Genomic DNA, 19255 nt, shown 5'->3' with positions numbered 1-19255 from the left:
CCGATGATCCCGCTGTCCTTCGCGCAGCGACGGTTGTGGTTCCTGAACAGACTCGAAGGCCCCAGCGCGACCTACAACATCCCGGGAGCGCTCCGGCTGAGGGGACCGTTGAACCGCAACGCCATGGCCGCCGCGCTGACCGACGTCGTCCACCGGCACGAGGCCTTGCGAACCGTCTTTCCCGACGCCGGGGGAGAGCCGCACCAGCGCGTGCTGCGCCATGAGGATGCCAAGCTGGAGCTGGAGATCGTCGACTGCGACCCCGATGGCCTACCGGCCGCGATCCGCGCGGCGGCGGTGCACACGTTCGACCTGGCCGGCCCCCGGCCGCTGGTCCGCGCGCTGTTGTTCGCGGCCGGCCCGGACGAGCACGTGCTGATGATCGTGATGCACCACATCGTCGGGGACGGCTGGTCGACGGCGCCGCTGCTGCGTGATCTCGCGCAGGCCTACACGGCACGAGCGCGGGGCCGGGCGCCGGAGTGGGAGCCGCTGCCCGTTCAGTACGTGGACTACACGTTGTGGCAGAACGAGATGCTCGGTTCGGCCGACGATCCCGGGAGTGTGCTGGCCGGTCAGCTGGCGTTCTGGGCCAAGGAACTGTCGGGCGCGCCGGAGTGCATCGCACTGCCCACCGACCGGCCCCGGCCACCGTTCGCCTCCTATCGCGGTGACGCACTGTCCTTTGTGGTCACTCCCGCGCTGCACACCGCGCTCGCCGGGCTCGCGCGCAGGAGCGGGGCGACGGTCTTCATGGTGCTGCACGCCGGTTTGGCCGTGTTGCTGAGCCGGTGGGGTGCGGGGCTGGACATCTGCGTCGGGTCGCCGTTGGCCGGACGCGTCGACAAAGCCCTGGACGACCTCGTGGGGTTCTTCGTGAACACGGTGGTCATGCGCACCGACCTGTCCGGCGATCCGAGCTTCGCCGAACTGCTGGACCGGGTGCGCGACACCTCGCTGACGGTGCTGGAGAACCAGGACGCGCCGTTCGACCTCGTGGTCGAGCACCTCAACCCGGAGCGGTCACCGGCCCGCAACCCGCTTTTCCAGGTGATGCTGAACGTCCAAAGTGGATCGATAGCCGCGGATCTGTTCCCCGGCCTGCACACCGAACCGGAGACTGCGCGGACGTCGACCGCCAAGCTGGACCTCACCTTCACCATCACCGAGAACTTCGGCCCCGGCGGCCGGCCCGCCGGGATGGACGGCGACCTCGCGTACGCCCTCGACCTGTTCGACCGGGAGAGCGCGGAGGCGTTGGCGGCCGGACTGGTGCGGGTGCTGGAGGCCGTGGCCGCGGCGCCGGACGTGCCGGTGAGCCGCGTGGCGGTGTTGGCCCCACAGGAAAGCCGTGAGCTGCTGGACCTGGGCCAAGGCCCGTCGGCGATCGCCGAGACGGGCCTGGTGCCGGACTTGTTCGCGACCCGTGCGGCGGCTGAGCCAGAGCTGCGTGCGCTGGTGTGTGCTGACATCGCGATGTCGTTCGGCGAGCTGAGCGGCCGGGCGAACCGGGTGGCCCGGTGGCTGATCGCCGCCGGGGTGGGGCCGGGGGATCCGGTGGCCGTGGTGCTGCCGCGGTCGGCGGACTCGATCGTCGCCTTGCTCGGAGTGCTGACCGCCGGGGCGATGTACGTGCCGGTGGACCTGTCGTATCCGGCCGACCGCGTGCGGTTCATGCTGGCGGACACCGCACCCACGGCCGTGATCACGACGGCCGAACTGGCATCGCCCGGCAGCCAGGTGCTGATGCTGGGTTCCCCGGAGGTGGAAAACGAACTGGCGGCCCTCGCGGACGGCCCGGTCGGCGCGGGGGAGCGGGGCGGTGTGCTCGCGCCATCGGATCCGGCGTACATGCTCTACACCTCCGGGTCGACCGGCCGTCCCAAGGGCGTGGTCGTCACCCACGAAAGCCTGGTCACCTTCTTCGGTTTCCTGCGTGGCGAACTGATGCGGCCGACGGCGCGGCGGACCGGGCGCCGGTTGCGGGCGGGCCTGGTCACCGCGCTGTCGTTCGACGTGTCCTGGAGCATGGTGCTGTGCCTGCTGGAGGGCCATGAACTGCACCTGTTGACCGAGGAGGTCCGGCGCGATGTGCGCGAGCTCATCGGCTATGTGCACGGGCACAGCGTGGACCTGATGGAAGTGACACCTTCCTACGCCGAGCAACTGGTGGACGAGGGGCTGCTGGACGGGCCCGGCCGGCCGGCCGTGCTGATCGTGAGCGGCGAGGCCGTGGGATCCGTGCTGTGGGGCCGGATCCGCGAAGCCGAGGGCACGACCGGGCTCAATGGCTATGGCCCCACCGAATGCACCATCTACACGACGACCGCCCCGGTGGCGGGCGACCGGCCGGTGATCGGGCGTCCGGTGTCGGGCACCCGCGTGTACGTGCTGGATGAGCGGCTGCGCCCGGTTCCGGTCGGCGTGCCGGGCGCGTTGTACGTGGGCGGAACGCAGGTCGCCCGGGGGTACTGGCGTCGCCCTGAGACCACCGCTGAGCGGTTCGTGGCCGATCCTTTCGGGCTTGACGGGGAACGGATGTACCGCACCGGTGATGTGGTGCGGTGGACGCGCGACGGCGGGCTGGATTTCCTTGGCCGCGCCGATGATCAGGTCAAGATCCGCGGCTTCCGGATCGAGCCGGGTGAGGTCGCCGCCGTGCTGGCGGACGACCCGATGGTCGGCCGGGCCGCGGTGGTGGCCAGGGACGGCCGGCTGGTCGGCTATGTGGTGCCTGCCAACGGCTCCGTGGACCTCGGCGAACTGCGCGACCACGTGGTGACCAAGCTGCCCGACTACATGGTCCCATCGGCGTTCGTGGAACTGGACTCGTTGCCGTTGACCCCCAACGGGAAACTCGACCGCAAGGCGCTCCCGGACCCGCAGTACGCGGCGACCGCGGCCCGCGCCGCCCGCACCAGCCGCGAAGAGGCGCTGTGCTCCTTGTTCGCCGAGGTGCTCGGCCTGGACTCGGTGGGCGCCGACGACAACTTCTTCGCGCTGGGCGGCCATTCGCTGCTGGCCACCCGGCTGGTGAGCCGGATCCGCGCCGCGCTGGGCACGGACCTGTCGGTCCGCGTCCTGCTCCAGGCGCCGACCGTTACCGGCGTCCTCGCCTCGCTCGCGGCGGACCCGGCCACGCAGGCCCGGATCGACCCGGTGCTGCCGATCCGCACGTCCGGCGACCAGCGGCCGCTGTTCTGCGTGCACCCGGTGTCCGGGGTTGCCTGGTGCTACTCGGGCCTGCAGCGGCACCTACCCGCCGGGCTGCCCATCTACGGCCTGCAGATGGTGCCGGAGCACCCGGGAGATCTCGCGGAGCTCACCGCGAGCTACGCCGGCCGGATCCGCGAGATCCAGCCGGACGGCCCGTACCGTCTGCTCGGCTGGTCGTTGGGCGGAAGCATCGCGCACGCCGTCGCCGCCCGGCTGCGGCACGAGGGCGAGCAAGTGGAGCTGCTGGCCCTCCTTGACTCCTATCCCGCCAACGACCAGCTGCTGGGCCTGGATCCCGCCGCCCGGCTGGACGCGGTCGAGCAGTCGATTCTGCTGACCATGGCGCAGGATCTCGGCCTTGCCGTGCCCGCCGTCGACGATCCAGGGGCACGGCAACGGATGCGGCAGGCGGTCGCCCATGGTTTCGGCCTGCCCGGACGGATCCTGGCCGACCTTCCGCGTGCGGCCGGGAACCTGATCCGGATAGCCCAGGGTGACGAGCACGAGGTGTTCGACGGAGACCTGCTTTTCATCGAAGCGGCACAGGGGAGAACCGGCATCTCGGAGTTGTGGCGGCCCTACGTCACCGGTGCCATCGCCAACCAGGCTGTCGACTGTGGACATTTCGAGATGATGAAACCCGGGCCGGCCGCCGAGATCGGCGCACTGCTCACGGCGAGGCTCGGTGCCTGATGACCACGGACACGACGACTACCACCACCAGCGGTGGCGCGTTGCGGGGACGGGACTTCCGGCTGCTGTGGACGGCCGAGTCCGTCAGCAAGACCGGCAGTGCCGTGACCACGTTCGCGTTGCCTTTGGTGGCACTGCAGACTTTGGGTGCGAGCACGCTGATGATGGGCGTGCTCAACGCCATGGTCTGGTTGCCCTGGCTGGTCATCGGGCTGCAGGCGGGAGCGTGGGCCGATCGCCGGCGCAGGCGGCCGCTGATGATCGGCTGCCAGCTGTCCTCGGCGCTGCTGATCGTGAGCGTCCCCGTGCTGGCCTGGCTCGGCGCGCTGTCCATGGAGTACGTCCTGGTGATCGCGTTCGCGGTCGGCTGCTCGAACGTCCTGTTCACCGCGGCGTACAACGCCTTCGTGCCGTTGCTGGTCGGCAAGGGTGAGCTGCTGCGGGCGAACACGCGCCTGATGGGCAGCGAACAGGCGGCCAACATCGCCGGGCCGGGCATCGGCGGGCTGATCACCCAGCTCTCCTCGGCCGTCGTCGGGTTGTTCGTCGACGCGTTCAGCTTCCTGGTCAGCGCCGCGTGCCTGTGGTCGATCCGGGCGCGGGAACCGTCCGATCGCCCGGCTGACCCGGCCGGCGGAACAGAGCGGCCGCGCAGCACGTTCCGGGATGACGTCCGGGCGGCGATCGGTTTCGTGGCAAGGGATCCGTACCTGCGGATCATCACGCTGAGCAACGCCTGCACGAACCTGCTCATGGGCGGGATCCAGGCACTGGGCGTCGTTTTCCTGATCGAGGGCGCCGGGCTCACCGCATGGGCGGTCGGCGCCGTCACGATCATGATCAGCGTCGGCGGGCTGCTCGGCGCCATGCTCGCGGCCAGGGTGAGCACCCGCCTGGGGTCCGCCCGGACCCTGTTGACGGCCCCGGTCACCGACTTCTTCCTGCTGCTGTACCCGTTCGCCCGCCCCGGCGTGGCGCTCGTGCTGGCGTTCGCCGGAACCCTGGTGTGGGCCACCGGCGTGGTCGTGCGCAACGTGACCGCGGGTGCGTTCCGGCAGGCCTACTGCCCGCCCGGAATGCGCGGCCGGGTCGCCATGACCATCCGGTTCGTCTCCTTCGGTGTCTGGCCGCTGGGCAGCCTGCTCGGCGGTGTGCTCGGCACCCTCGTCGACGTCCGCACGGCGATGTTCATCCTGGTGATCGCCAACGTCCTCACCGACGTCCTGCTGTTCATCGGTCCGATGAAGCACCGCCGGGAATTGCCCGCCGAACCGGACGGCGTCAGCGAAATGACGGTCGCCTGACCAGCCGGTCCGCTTTGTGCATCCAATTACGTCAGCTCCGTGTCAGCGTCGGCTGCGATGATATTCAAAGGTTGACATGCGATTTATCGGCGCTGTCTAAATCGACCCGAAAGGGAATTTCCGTGGTCAGCGAGAAATGGTTAGAAGAATGAAGGCAGGGGCAATGCGTGTGCGTAGAACTCGAATGGTGACGGCGCTGGCCGCGGTCGCCGGCCTGGCCGTCACCCTGACGGGATCGCCGGTGTCCCAGGCCACGGAGTCGGGGAGGCCGGCCAAGGCCGCCCTGATGAGCGTGGACGACCCCACCGGGGTGTACCAGCGGAACCTGCAGGCCATGCCCACCATGGCGGTCGACCCGGTCAACACGCACGTCATCGCGGCGACCGCGAACGATCTGATCGACATGCAGCCGTGTTCGATGCAGGCCGCCACCAACGGAGCATCGTGCGGCCTGCCGGCCGATCCCCAGTCCGGCGGAACGTTCAACAAAGGCGTCAGCTACAGCGGGTTGTACTTCTCGTTCGACAGTGGCCGCCGCTGGGCTCAGCCCACCTATCAGGGGCTGACCGCGGCCGGGTGCGACGCCAAGGTGGAGCCCTGCGTCCCGCAGGTGGGCAAGATCCACTCGGTGCCCAACTACTACGAGAACGGCCTGCGGGCGGGCGGTGGGTCCTCGGTGGCCTTCGGCCCGGTGCTGAAGGACGGCAGGTTCTCCTGGGCGAACGGCTCGCGGCTGTACTTCTCCACCCTCACCAACAACCTGACCAACACGGCGATCCAGCCGGGCCGCATCGAGTCGGTGCGGACCGTGGCGGCGTCGCACATCGACAACCCGACACCGGCGCGGCTCGCCGACGCGAAGAACTGGTCGAACCCGGTCCTCGTGCCGCCGACCGCACCCGTCCAGCACCGGCCCACCGAGGACCAGATCTGGGCCGACAACGCCAGCACCAGCCGGTACTTCGGCCGGGCCTACATCTGCTACAACGACTTCCAGTTCGTTCCGGTCGCCGGGAACGTGGGCCCGGTCCAGCCGACGGTGGCCGTGTCCGGTGACGGTGGCGCGACGTGGGCGACGCACGGCATCGCCCCGCCGATCAACTCGAACACCGATGGCTTCCGCCTGGGCTGCACCGTTCGCACGGACAGCCGCGGCGTGGTCTACGTGGTCTTCACGCGCTTCCCCGCCGGGTTCCCGTCGTTCGGGCTCAACGGGTCGCAGACCCTGATGAAGTCCTACGACGGTGGCGCCACGTGGACGACGCCGGTCGAGTTCATGCAGTTCAACACCGGATGCTTCTTCGTGGACACGGTCGGCGACCGGTGCACCTCGGACGGCAAGGCGGGGACCTCGGACGAACCGCACCCCAGCCTGAGCATCGCCAACGGCGCCCCCACCGGCTGGGACGCCACGGACGAGATCATGTTCGCCTGGACCGATGGCCGGCTCGGCAAGTACCAGGAGGCCGCGTTCCTGGCGTACTCGAGGGACGGCGCCAGGACGTGGTCCAAGCCGCAAGCGGTGTCCCTGCCGGGTGAGCGAGCGGTGCACGCCTCGGTCGCCATCGCGCCCGACGCCTCCCGCGTGTACCTGACCTACAACGCCTATACGACCCCATTCAACGAGTCGACGTCGGCTCCGCGGATGCTGCATGGGGCCTTGCGGTCGTCGCCGGTCGGCTGGCGCGGTGCGCCGACCGGCTGGACCACCAAGTACACCGGCCCCAGCGGTGACGCGCGCGGCACCAGCTTCGCCGTCTGGAACTACCCGCAGTTCCTCGGTTTCTTCGCCTACGCCGTCGCCACCCGCGACTACGGGGCAGGCGCGTGGACCGACGTGTCCCGCACGGCTGATTGCCCGGCCGTCGACGCGTGGCGGCAGGCGTCCTTCGACGCTGACAAGGTGATCACCCCGGCGCCGTGGCCGAACGCGGACTGCCCGGCGAACTTCGGCAACTCCGACGTGGTGAGCGCGACAACCGCTCGGTAACCGCTCGTCAGCGCAGAACACCACCGTCCGTCGGCAGAGCGCTTCGATCCGAACGGGCGGTGGTGTTCGCGGGCTGTCAACGCTGACACCCAGTATCGAAAGGACACCAGCTCGGTGGACAACACGCTGCACCAGCACTTCGCTGACATCGAATACCTGCCCGGCGCGACGGCCGCCGACTACCTCGACGCCTGTCGCGTGAAACACCCCGCGCTGTACGCGCGGCTGAGCCTGGACCGGATGCGCGCCAACCGCGCGGTCTTCCAGCAGATCGACTCGATGTCGACCACCTTCGAGGGCACGGACAAGGGCGGCCGGGGGGAGACCTACCGGCAGACCCAGGTGCGCTACCCGCTGGCCAGAACCCTTGGCATCAAGTCGCTTTTCGACATCCTGATGCCGGACGGCGGCTCGGGCAAGTACATCCTGGACGTCCTCGGCGGCAACGGAACCCTCACCCGGACGATGCGCCTGGTGACCCCGCCCGCCGACATGCCGGAGATCTTCACCGGCGACAGCGCCGGCTCGATGGTGACCGACGCCCTGGCCCGTGGCTTCCCCGCGGTGCGGCAGCTCGCGCAGTCGCTGCTGCTGGCGGACCGGACGATGGACGGCGTCATCTTCGCCTACGGCACGCACCACGTGCCCGTGCCCGACCGGTTGACCGCCCTGACCGAGGCACACCGGATCCTGCGCCCCGGCGGCCGCGTCCTGGTCCAGGACTTCGTCGAGAACTCGCCCACCGCCCGGTGGTACTCCGAGGTTCTCGAGAAGTACACCCTGACCGGGCACGACTGTGCGCACTTCACCGAGGACGGGATCAGGACGCTGCTCGAGGACGCCGGTTTCGGGAACGTGCGGGTCACGAAGGTCTACGACCCCTGCGTCGTCTGGGCGGACAGCGCGGACGAGGCGTGGGTCGAGCTGCTGAAGTACCTCGTCGACCTGTTCGGGCTCGAGGGCTTGCGGCCGAAGAACGACCAGCAGGGCCACGACCACTGGCGAATGGTCCGCGAGATCCTCAGCCCCTACGCGGAGTACCTGGCCGGCGACGACGCCGGGCAACTGGACTCGATAAAACTGTGGCAGGACAACGGCCGGCACGCCGCGGAACTTCCCCGCGTGGCCCTGGTCGCCACCGGCGACAGGCCGGCCTGAACAGCGCGCGGGCGAGCCACGAGCCCAGACCGCGGGGTCGGTCTGGGCTCGTGGCTCGCCTGGTCTGGTGCCGTCGGGGAGCAAAGCGCGGCCCGGTCAGGAAACCGGGCGCTCCGGAGGGGCAACGCTCAGCTGCTGGATGAGGCCGGCCAAGGCTCGCAGTGTGGGATAGTTCGTTGCCTGAACGGTGTTCGCCATGCCGGACAGGCCGTACCGCCCCAGGGCCTTCGCGACGAGCTCCTCCTGGGACAGGGAGTCGACGCCGAGATCGTCCGTGAGGTCGGCATCAGCGGTGACCCTGCCGATCGGGATCTCAGCGGTCTCCGCGCAGATCCGCCGCAGCTCCCCGAGGAGTTCCGCGGCGGTGGGCACGTGTGTGGTCATTGGCTGGATCCCTTCTCTGACAACGACAACCCGGCAGCGGCGGCCAGCAGCCGCTCGAGTCGCATCAGCGCTTCGTCGGCCGCTCGCCCGGTCTCCACGTCATCGGGGGCCGCTGCGCACGCGCCGAGCATGTCGACGACCTGCTGCCCGGCCGCGGCGATCTCATCCGGCATCTCTGTGCTCCCTGAGTGCTAGACGGCGTTGCAGGCCCGGAAAACGGCCACCAGGGCCGGGATGCTGGCGCCGTGCTGGAAGGCGATGTACTCGGGCAGCACGACGTCCTGCTGCCACTTCTCCTTGTAGGCGTACTGGGTCTGCGCCGGGTAGATGTGCCCGCCGTTGGCCCAGAGGTCGTGCATGAACCACTGGAAGGCGCGGCTGTGCCCGGGCAGTTCGTGGTCCGTCGAGAGCCCGGAGAAGGGCGTGTATCCGAAGTGGAGCCACGGCACGCCTTCCGCCTGGAACGTCTCGATGGCCGTCTTGTTGATCGCCTCCATGACGCCCGGCGGGCATTCCGGCCTGCGGCGGCTGAGGTCGTGCATCCACCCGGGCCGCGAGCCGTAGACCGGTGAGTACGAGATGTAGCCCGTCAGCTCGTCGCCGTGCACACCGACGAAGAGCCGGCGCAGGTGCTGGTAGCGCCCGCCCATCTGGCCCACGAGGAACTCCAGCGGGTTGGCCCCGCCCTTGGTGCCCAGCCAGCCGGCGTCCAGCTCCCTGATCGCGGGGTGCCAGCGGTCGAGCGGCACCTCGCTGATCGTCATCCCGCTGCGCACCGCCCGCGCGATCTTGTTGCGCAGCCGCACGAACGCCGTGCCCCGCAGGCTGAACGTGTCCAGCCGGAGCGCGTAGGACCCGCCGATCTGGTTGACGGTGAAGCCCGCGTCCAGGTACTCGGGCGCGTCGGCACCCTGCAGCTGGATGGACACGATCTCCCGGTCCTGCTCGGCGGCCAGGTCGGCAAAGGCGCGCAGCAGGCGCGGCCGTGCCTCTTTGGGCGCGAACGGGCCGCCGAACTGCACCAGGTAGCGCCCGGTGGGCCGGTAGACGATCACGCCCGGCGTGTCCGGCAGCCGCAGGTAGCTGTTGCCCTCGTTGACCGCGAGGAACGAGCTCGGATTGTCCGCGTCCGGGTATCGCTGGATGGCGTCCAGGGCGATGTCCGAGGCGATGTCCGCGGCCGTGAGCGATTCGATCATCTGCTGCCCCATTCCTGGCATGGCCTTTCCGGCCGCGGTCGATGAGGGCCGGCGGGTGCGTTCATTCGACACCACGTCAAACGGCTCGGCACTCGCATCTGTTATTGCACGAGAGCGCTCGGATATCAAGGGCGGAAAGGGTCAGTAACGAGTCAGCAGGACATCAGAGTCATCCGTCATCATGGTTTCAGCACAAGCGAACAAATCAAAACCCGGCCCAGGAGCGGGCCACCCCAGGAGAGGTTCCCAAAGTGGCCTAATGGGGTCCGGCGTCAGCCGGGCAGGTACCAGTTGCCTACGCAGGTTCGAATCCTGCCCTCTCCGCGACGACAGGCATAAGGAGCCCCCGTTGCTCCTTGTGCCTGCCGTTTTCGCCCGCGCCTGCACCGGGTGTTTCCACCAACCGACAAAGCTGCGATGCCTGCCGGCCTCGTACCGTTGCTTGCTAGGAGAATTCGTGGGAGACACAACCGCGGGCGACGCCGCGAGCCCGCACCGCAGCCGGCCGGCGTGGGCGGGCCGGGCCCCTCAAGGTGAGTCGTACCCCAGCTCATGACCACGACCTCATCGACCGCCTTGTTCGCCCCCGGTCCGGTCTCCCTGGTCGCGGCCGGCCGGAGACCCGGTCAGCCGATCCCGGTTTCCGACGTGCCGGAATGGCTGGCGGCGCTGGTGCGGGACCTGCCCAAGCCGAGCGAGTACCGCCTGGCGGCGGAGTACGTCCGCGCGGTCGTCGACTTCTGCCTGGAGAGATGGCGGGTCGCGAGCTCGTCCGAGGCCCCGTCCGTCGAGGAGGCCGCCCACCGGTTCCGCGGCTCCATGACCGCCGCGAACGACCTGTCCCATCGCCAGGTGGACCAGCTGTGCCACCGCACGTTCGGCGCGCAGGGCGACCTGCCGGCCTGGCTGTGTGAGACCACCGAGCGGTTCCTCACCCTGATCAAGCCGTGGACTCCCGTCTGGTACGGCTTCACGAACTGGGCGCTGCGCTGGTGCCGGCAGAACTCGATCGAGACCCTGGTGTTCCTGGCCCGCGACGCGCTGCCCTTCTTCGTGGCGGCGACCGCCACGGAACAAGGCCGTCACCTGCATCTCGCACACGTTTCCAGGGCCATCCGGACGAATGCGCTGACATTGGGCCCGGTTCTCCGCCAGCCGTCCATCGCCCTCATCGACTCCGGCTGTTATGGGACGTGTATCAATGACCTCCGGCTGCACCGGCTGGCGGCTATCGAGGACCACGAACCCGACGGCCTGGCCACCCTGTTCTACTACAGCCGGAATCCCCAGCTGTTCGGCTATCTGAACTATGTGATGTGCCAGGACATGCTCGTCAGCCCGGAGACGATGGACAGTGCCGGGGAGTTCATCATCCACGCGGGTGATCTGCTCGAGGCCCTGCCGAAGCCATATCAGTACGCCGCCGACGACCCGGCCATGGTGATTCCGAGCGACCTCGTCAGTTTCACCATTTCGATCGCCGCACTGAGCGAGATGGACAGCATCGCCACGGCGAGCACATTCCTCGACCCGGAACGGCTGAACGACGCGCACGAACAGGTGCGGCCGCTGTACCGGAACTATCAGCTCGCCGCGCACCGCGATGAACTGCGGAATGGCCTGCTGTTCGACGGGCCGACGCCCAAGAGCCTGCCCGTTCCCGCCGCATTGTCCGGCCTCGACTTCCTTGAGATCCCGCCGCAGAGCCACATTTTCGGCACTGTCAGCGGTTGATTCCCGTGCCACCGACCACGAGAGGAGCTGTTCCCGCGATGGCATTCCCGGCCAGTTCTCCGACGCTGCTTCCGGCCAGCGCGACGCTGCGCTTCCTGAAATCCCGCTGGCAAGGGCCGGGCCGCTACCTGGAGGCCCGCGAGGACGAGCCGACCCTGGAGGCACTCCGGTGGGCGGCCGAGATCACCGCGATCCTGTCCGGCGAACCGGTCACGCTCGCCCCGTTCATCGACGAGTGCCGCCGGCCCGGCGGCGTGTTCGCCATGACGACGGCGGCCGTCGAGCCTTCCCGGGCCGCGAGCTACTACGCGGTGCGCGCGTACACGCTCGCCGGCCGCGGTGACGAGATTCCCGGCGAGCTCGCGGCCTGGTTCGTCAGCGAGCTGGCCACGCCCGGCCTGCCTGCCACTTCGGACATCGACGAGATGTTCTATGTCCTGCGCGCACTTGAGCAGCTGGGCGCACTCGGCCTGCTCTCGCCCGAGGTGACTCGTTCGCTCGTCGGCTTCATCCGGGACTGCCGGGCCGGCGACGGCGGCTACGGGGGCATGCCGGGCCTCCCGTCGGACACCGAGCACACCTACTGTGCCATCTGCAGTTTGTCGCTGCTGGGGCACCCACTTGATGCCGCCGAGAGCCGCGCCACCGCTGAATGGCTCAGGGCGCGGTTCGACACGCCGACCGGGCTCGCGACGCTGACCGAGGCCGATGACACGCCCCTGCTTTCCGCGTCCTACTGGGGTTTCCGGGCGGGCGAGGTGCTGAGCTGCACGGTCTGGACGGATCGGCTCGCGCCCGCGGTGAACGCTTACGGCAAGCCGGACGGCGGTTACGGGGCACGGTCGTACGCCACGTTGTGGGAGTCGTACTGCGCGCTGCGCATCGTGTCCACATTGCTCACGTTGCACAGGGGCGGACAATGAGCCTGTCGCGGCTGTCGGACGTCATCAACGGCAACTCCAGGCGCGGGGACCTCGCCGTCGGGATCTACCTCGTGCCGGGCTTCCCGTCCTGGAGCGCGAGCCTGGAAGCGCTCAACCTGTGCGTGCGCCATGGCGTGGACTTCATCGAGTTCCCGGCGATCTCGGACGCCCGGTGGTCGCCCAGGACCGGCCCGGTGCTCGCCCGGGCACTGCGGGAGGCCGAGCCCGGCACCGAAGACCAACGGGTCGAATGGCTGTTGCGCGCTCCCGTGCGGGTGGCCATCGTCTACGGGTCCGCGTGGCTCTCGCCCGACGTCTGGTCGGCGCCACTTTCCTTGCGCACCGGCGTTTCCGGCTACCTGTTCGAGACCGACCCGCCGGACATCACCGACTTCGCGATGGTCGCAGCCGAGGACGGCGCGGTCGTCATCCCCGCGGTGGACGCCACCGCCGACGGACTGTCCAATGGGGACCGGCGCGTGATCTCGCGGGGCGGCGGCTTCGTGTACGCGTCGCTGGGGCCGAACACCGGAGCCCGGTCCGCCTCCATGACGGATCTGCACCGCAAGCGTGCGGAACTCCAGTCGTTCCGGCCGGAGCTGCCGGTCTGCGCCGCCTTCGGCATCAACGAACCCGTGGATGTCGAAGAGCTGCGCAGCAGTGGCGCCTGTGACGGGGTCATCATCGGCACCGCCGCCGTGGCCAGGCTGGAGGAGGGAACCGAGGCGTTCGCCCGGTGGCTCAAGGGAATCATGGCCGCAGCGAAGTAGGAACGGGACATCCATGCACACTCTGGACCACCAGCTGGCCCGGCGCGTCTTCGACGAGTGCCTGCGGCAGCTCAGCCTGGACGAGGTTCCGCTCAAGACCGGGGGAGACCGCAAGCGGCTCGCGGAGACGCTGGCCGGGCTGATCAAGCCGGCCGGCAACGACCCCGAGGCGGTCCTGTCGGTGTTCCTCCGGGACGTCGCGCCGGCGATCATCGCTTGTGACACCCCACGGTTCATGGCCTTCGTGTCGTGTGTGCCGTCGAAGACCTCGATTCTCATCGACGTGCTCGCCACCTGCTTCTCGCTGCACGGCATCTCGTGGCTCGAGGCCTCGGGGCCGGTGGCGGCCGAGAACCAGGCGCTGCGCGCGGTGGCCGACGCCGCCGGGTTGCCGGCGAGTGCCGGTGGTTGCTTCGTGTCCGGTGGCTCCAGCGGCAACCTGTCGGCACTTCTGGTCGCCCGTGACACCGGCCTGAGCCGTCGGGGCGGGCGCGGCGGACGGCCGAAGGTGGCGATCACGGTGGAGAGCCACAGTTCGGTGGGCAAGGCGCTGCACCTGCTGGGCATGGATCCGTTGCTGGTACCCGCGCCCGGCCACCGGATGACGGCGCAGGCGTTGCAGGACACCTTGGCCCGTGAGCCCAACCGGGACGATGTCGTGGCCGTGGTCGCCACTGCGGGCACGACGAACGCCGGTCTGCTCGACGATCTCGCCGGGATAGCCGAAGTGGCGCAGCAGCAGGGACTGTGGATGCATGTCGACGCTGCCTACGGCGGCGCCGGGATCTTCGCGCCCTCGGTGCGCGATCTGTTCACCGGCATCGAGCGGGCCGACTCCCTGGTCATCGATCCGCACAAGTGGCTGTTCTCGCCGTTCGACTGCGCCGCGCTGATCTACCGTGATCCGCCGACGGCACAAGCGGTGCACGCGCAGCGTGCGTCCTATTTGGACGCCATCCACGATGACGTCGACGAAGGCAACCCGAGCGACTACGCCTTCCACCTGACCCGCCGGGCCCGCGGCCTGCCGTTGTGGTTCGGGCTGGCGATCCACGGCACCGACGGGTATCGCGACGGCATCGAGAACACCCTCACCATGGCCCGCTACGCGGCCGACCGCATCACCGCGACCGAGGGCCTGACGTTGGTCTGCGAGCCGGAGCTCTCGGTGGTCCTGTTCCGGCGGGACGGGTGGGCCTGGGACGACTACGAGAGCTGGTCGGCCCAGCTGCTGGCCGACCAGATCGCCTTCGTGCTGCCGACAACCTGGGACGGCCAACCGGTGGCCCGGCTGTGCTTCGTCCACCCGGAAACCACCAAGCAACTGGTCGACGAAGTGATTTCCAGTATCGATCCCGCACAGAAACAGTGAGCACCAAACACTCTGGCCGGCGCCCACGTAAGGGCGCCGGCCAGTTGGCGTTGACGGGGGCTGGACCTCCGGCGGGCGGAGGTCCAGCGGTTCCTATCTCGGGGGCAGGGCATCCACGACGACCACCTCGTCCGGCACCCGGTCGGCGGGCAGGCGAGCGGAAAGCCAGTCCAGCACGTGCTCGGGCTGGACCGCTCGCGCGGTACCGGCTGCCGCCACCACCTTCCGCGGGTCACTGTCGTAACCCGGCCGGATCGCGTAGACGGCATAGCGGCCGGTGTCGCGGAGCATCTCCTCGATCTCCACCTTGACCTGGAACCCCTCGTCGGTCAGCCGCTGGGTGACCTGCTGGACCCGGCCGTCGGTGGGGGAGCCGGCCTCGTCGTGGACCTCCATGCTGATCTGCTGGACCAGCGGCCAATGGCGGTCCTCGATCCCCTTGAGCACGTCGTACTCGGAGCGCTGCACGTCGATCTTGAGCAGGTCGATCACGCCGACCCCGGCCTCGTCGATCACGTCCGAGATCCGGCGCAGCCGGCACTGGCACTCGGTGAACTCGAAGTCCTTGGCCGCCAACCCTTCCACGTGCGCCAGGTGCTCCTCGCGACCGGGCGGGCCGTTGCGGCGCTCGTTCGCCACGTACAGGTTGATCAGGTCGACCTCGTTGTCCCAGTTCGTGTAGTCGTGGCGGGTCGACATGATCGAGATGTCCGGGTAGTAGTAGAACGAGACGTCCTGTTCGCGGTCGGACAGCCCATAGTTGAACGGCCGGACACCGAGGCCGCGCTCGTCGACGTTCCGCTGGAGCTTGGCGAACACCTCGGGAACGGGTTCGAACGCGTACACCGTGGCCGACGGGCAGCGCGCCCCGACGAACAGGCTGAACATCCCGATGTTCGCGCCGACGTCGAACACCACCGCGTTTTCGCGCAGGACGATCCCGCCGCGCAGGTACACCTCGTTGACGAAGATCTCGTCGTGCAGGAACCGGGTCTCGGCGATGTTCATGACCGCCAGGTCGGCGAGAACGCCGGTGTCGGCGGTGACGGAATACGTGCCCCATGGCAGCACCTGTGCCACCAGCCGGTCATCGGCATCGCGGAGAACGCGGGCTCGCGCTATGCCGGGATAACAACGCAGCGCCTCCTCGATTTCGGTCTCGATCTGCCGGAGTGGCGGCGTGTTCTGGATGGTCATAGGCGTTCCTCACATCGTGCCGTGCCGCGGTGTCGGGCATATGCCGGGTCCATCTTGTCAGGAGCGTTCGACGTATTGCTGACATTTCGCTGACTCGCCGTCGTGGGGAAATGATCAGCACAGTGAATAGGTATACACGGTTTGGTAATTGCATCGGGCCGGTATACCTGTCAGCATGGACGAAACACAAACCGGCGAAAGGATACAAATGTCCAGTGCCGTGCCGGCCAATGCGTTCAACGGCGCCATTGGCCGTGTTCACATGGTCGGTTCCCGGTCCGGGCCGAACCGCCGCGCGCTCACGGGGCCGCGTTGATGGACGACGCGATCCAGATCGGCGCGGACGGAGTCCGCAGATGTCCTTGGGGTCTCGCGGCGCCCGAGTTCCAGACCTACCACGACCGGGAGTGGGGGCGACCGGTCGGCACCGACGAACGGGTCTTCGAGAAACTGTGCCTGGAGGGGTTCCAGAGTGGCCTGTCCTGGCTGACGATCCTGCGCAAGCGGGACGGTCTGCGCCGGGCCTTCGCCGGGTTCGACCCCTCCGAGGTGGCGCGGTTCACCGACACCGACGTCGAGCGGCTGCTCGGGGATTCGGCGATCGTGCGCAACCGCGGCAAGATCCTGGCCACCATCGGCAATGCCCGGGCGGCGGTGCGCCTGTGGGAGCAGGGCATGTCGCTGGCGGGGCTGCTGTGGAGCTTCGAGGCGCCGGCCTGCGAGCCGGCCCTGACGGTGGCCGCGTTGCCGGACTCGACTCCCGAATCGGAAGCATTCTCGCGAGAACTGCGCCGGCGCGGGTTCGTCTTCGTCGAGCCGACGAATGTGTATTCCGCCATGCAGTCGCTCGGCGTGGTGAACGACCACCTCGACGGATGCCGCTTCTGGGTGGTCTGCGATGACGAACGGCGCGCGTTCATCCGGCCCCGCTGAGCACCGGTGATCTGTACCGGTTCTCGTCAGGTCCGTGTCAGCGGCGGCTGCGATTATAGGGGGAGAATAGGGCGAGTGCCTTCGCCTGATCTGTCGAACAGGAAGCTCTCGACGATCACCTCCAAACAGATGGGAAACTTTTATGCGCTCCCTTGATGAGGCGCGTAATGTCTGCGAGCGCTACCACCCAGGTATGTGTGCCGCGCTCGCGGACATCTCACTGGCCGAACGTGAGGCGCCGGGCGGGCCGGTTCTCGACATATTCCGCAAGTTCGGCGGACCGGGGTTGATGGTCCCGGCCGAATACGGCGGAATGGGGGTGGGCGCGCTCGAAGCGGCGCGCATCGTACGGGCGATGGCGTCGTACTCGCCGTCATTGGGGGCCGCCACCACCATGCACCACTACACGGTGGCGACCCTTTTCGCGCTCGCCCGCCGGGCCGGGCGGCTGACCGACGCGCAGCTGGAGCTCCTGGCCGACATCGCGCCGGGCAATCTCCTGCTGGCCTCCGGGTGGGCAGAAGGGAGTCCGGGGGCGAACATCGTCATCCCGGCCGCGACCGCCCGTCCTGCCGAGGGCGGCTACCTGGTCAACGGCGGGAAGAAGCCGTGCAGCCTGTCCCGGTCGATGGACGTGCTCACGGCCAGTGCCGCGGTGCCGGTGGACGGGGTTCCCACGCTCGCGCTGCTGCTCATCCCGGCGCGCTCCGAGGGCGTCACCGTGGAGAAGTTCTGGCTGAGCAACGTCCTGGCCGGGGCGGAGAGCGACGAGGTCCGGCTCACCGACGTGTTCGTCCCCTCGGACCTGGTGATCCACACCGAGCCCGACGCCCCCGACCGGCTCGACGACCTGCAGACGATCGGGTTCGCCTGGTTCGAGATGCTGGCGACCTCGGTGTACGTGGGCGCCACGAGCGCGCTGGTCGAGCAGGCGCTGGGCAACGGCCGGGGGAGTGTGACCGACCGGGCGCAGGCCGCGATCCAGCTGGAGTCGGCGGTCGCCCTGGTCGAGAACGTCGCCCGCGCGATCGGCGAGGGGCTCGCCGGTGACGCCGCCGTCTCGGCGGTCCTGGTGGCCAGGTACTCGGCGCAGCAGGCGCTCCGGCAGGCGGCGGACATGGCCGCGGAACTCCTCGGCGGCATCGCGTTCATCCGGTCGCCCGACATCGCCTACCTCATCGCGGCCGTCCGCGCGCTGGCCTACCACCCGCCGTCGCGCACCGCGATGTCGGAGGCGCTGGTCGACTACCTCACCGGCCTGCCGCTGCGGCTGACCTGACCACCCCCATTGTTTTTCCACAGTCTCATCCGCACACCGAGGATTCCGCCATGGACATGAAGAATCCGTTCGAGAGCCCGACCACGTTCAAGCTGCACCGGGCCGAGTACGCGGTCGGCTGGGTCGTCACCAGCGTGCTGATCGTTCTGCACTGGAACGAGATCCGCCTGATCCCGGCGATCCTGCTGTTCCTCTACATCGACCTGATCGGGTACATCCCGGGGGCGATCGCGTTCCGGCGCAGCCCGGACGGCCGGATCTCGAAGAACTACTACATCGCCTACAACACCATGCACAGCTTCATCACGCAGGGCGCGGTCGTCGCGATCTGGGGGTTCACCATCGGCTGGGAGTGGGCGCTGCTGCTGATTCCCTGGCACGTCTTCGCCGACCGCGGTATCTACGGCAACTTCCTCAAGCCGTTCAGCCTGCCGTTCGAGCCGCACGCGGCCCCGGGCTACCGCAGGCTGATCGACGAGCTGTCCGCCGGAACCCCTGGTGTGTCGGGGGATCGCCCTGCGGAAGCCGCCGCGGTACCCAGCACATGACTGCGGCCGATCTCGATGTGATGCTGCGCCAGGCGGTTCGGCGGCTCGCGACCGGAGTCGCGGTCGTGACCGTCTGGCACGGCGACCTTGTGCACGGCACCACGGTCTCGTCGGTCGCCGCCGTGTCGCGGGAGCCGTTGCTGCTCGGCGTGTGCCTGCGCGAGGCGTCGAGCATCACCCAGCCCATCGCGGCGGCGGGGCGGTTCGCGGTGAATGTGTTGTCCACACGGCAATCGGCCCTCGCGGGCTGGTTCGCCGATCCCAGCCGGCCACACGGGCTGGCCCAGTTCGACCACCTGGAATGGGAGCCCGACGCGTTCAGCGGGGCGCCGTGGATCTCCGGTTCGCTGGCGTCGCTCGGCTGTCATCTCACCGCGACCGTCCCGGCCGGTGACCACAACCTGTTGCTGGGCAAGGTCGTCACCGCCCGCGACGGGCAGGGCGGCCCGCTGCTGCACTTCGCCGGGCGGCTGCACGACGGAACGCTCCGCGTGCTGCCCCGGGAAGCCCCCTCGCCGCCCAGCCAGGTCGCCGCACTGGGCCGGTCATAGCAAC

The 19255-nt window shown here is 68.9% G+C and carries 16 protein-coding genes and 1 tRNA gene; 13 read left to right on the top strand and 4 right to left on the bottom strand.

Features of this window, described 5'->3' with window-relative positions; translation table 11 throughout:
* Positions 1-3: 3 nt before the first annotated feature.
* The 4 genes from AB0J95_RS38250 (at position 4) to AB0J95_RS38235 (ending at position 8361) form a co-directional block, all read left to right on the top strand.
* Positions 4-3909 carry an amino acid adenylation domain-containing protein gene (locus AB0J95_RS38250; RefSeq protein ID WP_364769467.1) on the top strand — a complete coding sequence of 1302 codons (3906 nt, stop codon included), beginning with the start codon at positions 4-6 and terminating at the stop codon, positions 3907-3909.
* Positions 3909-5213 (top strand): MFS transporter, encoded by a 1305-nt coding sequence (locus AB0J95_RS38245; RefSeq protein WP_364769465.1) that lies wholly within the window; start codon positions 3909-3911, stop codon positions 5211-5213. Before AB0J95_RS38250 ends, AB0J95_RS38245 begins: the two co-directional genes overlap by 1 nt.
* Before the next feature lie 163 nt (positions 5214-5376).
* Positions 5377-7203 carry a sialidase family protein gene (locus AB0J95_RS38240; protein ID WP_364769464.1) on the top strand — a complete coding sequence of 609 codons (1827 nt, stop codon included), beginning with the start codon at positions 5377-5379 and terminating at the stop codon, positions 7201-7203.
* Between the two features lie 114 nt (positions 7204-7317).
* Positions 7318-8361 carry a methyltransferase domain-containing protein gene (locus AB0J95_RS38235; RefSeq protein ID WP_364769462.1) on the top strand — a complete coding sequence of 348 codons (1044 nt, stop codon included), beginning with the start codon at positions 7318-7320 and terminating at the stop codon, positions 8359-8361.
* Positions 8362-8457: 96 nt separating this feature from the next.
* Here the strand turns inward: AB0J95_RS38235 and AB0J95_RS38230 are convergent, their stop codons facing one another.
* Genes AB0J95_RS38230 through AB0J95_RS38220 form a run of 3 tightly spaced genes read right to left on the bottom strand, consistent with a single transcriptional unit; the run spans position 8458 to position 9944 of the window.
* On the bottom strand, positions 8458-8745 hold the full coding sequence (locus tag AB0J95_RS38230; RefSeq protein WP_364769460.1) for a phosphopantetheine-binding protein: 288 nt from the start codon (positions 8743-8745) through the stop codon (positions 8458-8460).
* Positions 8742-8918 carry a hypothetical protein gene (locus tag AB0J95_RS38225; protein WP_364769458.1) on the bottom strand — a complete coding sequence of 59 codons (177 nt, stop codon included), beginning with the start codon at positions 8916-8918 and terminating at the stop codon, positions 8742-8744. Before AB0J95_RS38225 ends, AB0J95_RS38230 begins: the two co-directional genes overlap by 4 nt.
* An 18-nt stretch (positions 8919-8936) precedes the next feature.
* Complete coding sequence (locus AB0J95_RS38220; protein ID WP_364769456.1) at positions 8937-9944, bottom strand: DUF2156 domain-containing protein; 1008 nt, start codon at positions 9942-9944, stop codon at positions 8937-8939.
* 236 nt (positions 9945-10180) lie between these two features.
* Between AB0J95_RS38220 and AB0J95_RS38215 the strand changes: the two genes are divergently transcribed.
* The 5 genes from AB0J95_RS38215 (at position 10181) to AB0J95_RS38195 (ending at position 14743) form a co-directional block, all read left to right on the top strand.
* Positions 10181-10268, top strand: a tRNA-OTHER gene (locus AB0J95_RS38215).
* Positions 10269-10496: 228 nt separating this feature from the next.
* On the top strand, positions 10497-11678 hold the full coding sequence (locus AB0J95_RS38210; RefSeq protein ID WP_364769454.1) for a hypothetical protein: 1182 nt from the start codon (positions 10497-10499) through the stop codon (positions 11676-11678).
* A 38-nt stretch (positions 11679-11716) separates the two neighbouring features.
* Positions 11717-12601 (top strand): prenyltransferase/squalene oxidase repeat-containing protein, encoded by an 885-nt coding sequence (locus tag AB0J95_RS38205; RefSeq protein WP_364769452.1) that lies wholly within the window; start codon positions 11717-11719, stop codon positions 12599-12601.
* Positions 12598-13371, top strand: coding sequence for a tryptophan synthase subunit alpha (locus AB0J95_RS38200; protein WP_364769450.1), 774 nt, complete (start codon positions 12598-12600; stop codon positions 13369-13371). The genes AB0J95_RS38205 and AB0J95_RS38200 overlap by 4 nt, the downstream gene beginning before the upstream one ends.
* Positions 13372-13384: 13 nt before the next feature.
* Entirely contained in the window at positions 13385-14743 is a 1359-nt protein-coding gene (locus AB0J95_RS38195) for a pyridoxal-dependent decarboxylase (protein ID WP_364769448.1), read from the top strand.
* Between the two features lie 93 nt (positions 14744-14836).
* On the opposite strand, the gene AB0J95_RS38190 is transcribed toward AB0J95_RS38195, so the two are convergent.
* The gene (locus AB0J95_RS38190; protein ID WP_364769446.1) at positions 14837-15940 is read right to left on the bottom strand and encodes an FkbM family methyltransferase; all 1104 of its coding nucleotides are present in this window, start codon (positions 15938-15940) and stop codon (positions 14837-14839) included.
* A 315-nt stretch (positions 15941-16255) separates the two neighbouring features.
* Here AB0J95_RS38190 and AB0J95_RS38185 point away from each other — a divergent pair, with 315 nt between their 5' ends.
* From AB0J95_RS38185 to AB0J95_RS38170, 4 genes are all read left to right on the top strand, one after another.
* A complete protein-coding gene (locus AB0J95_RS38185; protein ID WP_364769444.1) occupies positions 16256-16873 on the top strand; it encodes a DNA-3-methyladenine glycosylase I in 618 nt (205 codons plus the stop codon).
* Between the two features lie 193 nt (positions 16874-17066).
* Positions 17067-18152, top strand: coding sequence for an acyl-CoA dehydrogenase family protein (locus tag AB0J95_RS38180; protein ID WP_364769442.1), 1086 nt, complete (start codon positions 17067-17069; stop codon positions 18150-18152).
* Between the two features lie 50 nt (positions 18153-18202).
* Positions 18203-18700: a hypothetical protein gene (locus AB0J95_RS38175; RefSeq protein WP_364769440.1), complete on the top strand. Its 498-nt coding sequence runs from the start codon at positions 18203-18205 to the stop codon at positions 18698-18700.
* Entirely contained in the window at positions 18697-19251 is a 555-nt protein-coding gene (locus AB0J95_RS38170) for a flavin reductase family protein (protein ID WP_364769438.1), read from the top strand. The genes AB0J95_RS38175 and AB0J95_RS38170 overlap by 4 nt, the downstream gene beginning before the upstream one ends.
* Positions 19252-19255: the final 4 nt, after the last annotated feature.

Source organism: Actinocrispum sp. NPDC049592, assembly GCF_040675465.1.
Lineage (GTDB): Bacteria > Actinomycetota > Actinomycetes > Mycobacteriales > Pseudonocardiaceae > Kibdelosporangium.
This window is presented reverse-complemented; position numbering and strand designations above follow the sequence as displayed.

Excerpts from the sequence above, each read along its gene's own strand:
- AB0J95_RS38250 (WP_364769467.1), top strand. The coding sequence starts at position 4 with ATGATCCCGCTGTCCTTCGCGCAGCGACGGTTGTGGTTCCTGAACAGA.
- AB0J95_RS38245 (WP_364769465.1), top strand. The coding sequence starts at position 3,909 with ATGACCACGGACACGACGACTACCACCACCAGCGGTGGCGCGTTGCGG.
- AB0J95_RS38240 (WP_364769464.1), top strand. The coding sequence starts at position 5,377 with ATGCGTGTGCGTAGAACTCGAATGGTGACGGCGCTGGCCGCGGTCGCC.
- AB0J95_RS38230 (WP_364769460.1), bottom strand. The coding sequence starts at position 8,745 with ATGACCACACACGTGCCCACCGCCGCGGAACTCCTCGGGGAGCTGCGG.
- AB0J95_RS38225 (WP_364769458.1), bottom strand. The coding sequence starts at position 8,918 with ATGCCGGATGAGATCGCCGCGGCCGGGCAGCAGGTCGTCGACATGCTC.
- AB0J95_RS38220 (WP_364769456.1), bottom strand. The coding sequence starts at position 9,944 with ATGATCGAATCGCTCACGGCCGCGGACATCGCCTCGGACATCGCCCTG.
- AB0J95_RS38210 (WP_364769454.1), top strand. The coding sequence starts at position 10,497 with ATGACCACGACCTCATCGACCGCCTTGTTCGCCCCCGGTCCGGTCTCC.
- AB0J95_RS38205 (WP_364769452.1), top strand. The coding sequence starts at position 11,717 with ATGGCATTCCCGGCCAGTTCTCCGACGCTGCTTCCGGCCAGCGCGACG.
- AB0J95_RS38200 (WP_364769450.1), top strand. The coding sequence starts at position 12,598 with ATGAGCCTGTCGCGGCTGTCGGACGTCATCAACGGCAACTCCAGGCGC.
- AB0J95_RS38195 (WP_364769448.1), top strand. The coding sequence starts at position 13,385 with ATGCACACTCTGGACCACCAGCTGGCCCGGCGCGTCTTCGACGAGTGC.
- AB0J95_RS38190 (WP_364769446.1), bottom strand. The coding sequence starts at position 15,940 with ATGACCATCCAGAACACGCCGCCACTCCGGCAGATCGAGACCGAAATC.
- AB0J95_RS38185 (WP_364769444.1), top strand. The coding sequence starts at position 16,256 with ATGGACGACGCGATCCAGATCGGCGCGGACGGAGTCCGCAGATGTCCT.
- AB0J95_RS38180 (WP_364769442.1), top strand. The coding sequence starts at position 17,067 with ATGTGTGCCGCGCTCGCGGACATCTCACTGGCCGAACGTGAGGCGCCG.
- AB0J95_RS38175 (WP_364769440.1), top strand. The coding sequence starts at position 18,203 with ATGGACATGAAGAATCCGTTCGAGAGCCCGACCACGTTCAAGCTGCAC.
- AB0J95_RS38170 (WP_364769438.1), top strand. The coding sequence starts at position 18,697 with ATGACTGCGGCCGATCTCGATGTGATGCTGCGCCAGGCGGTTCGGCGG.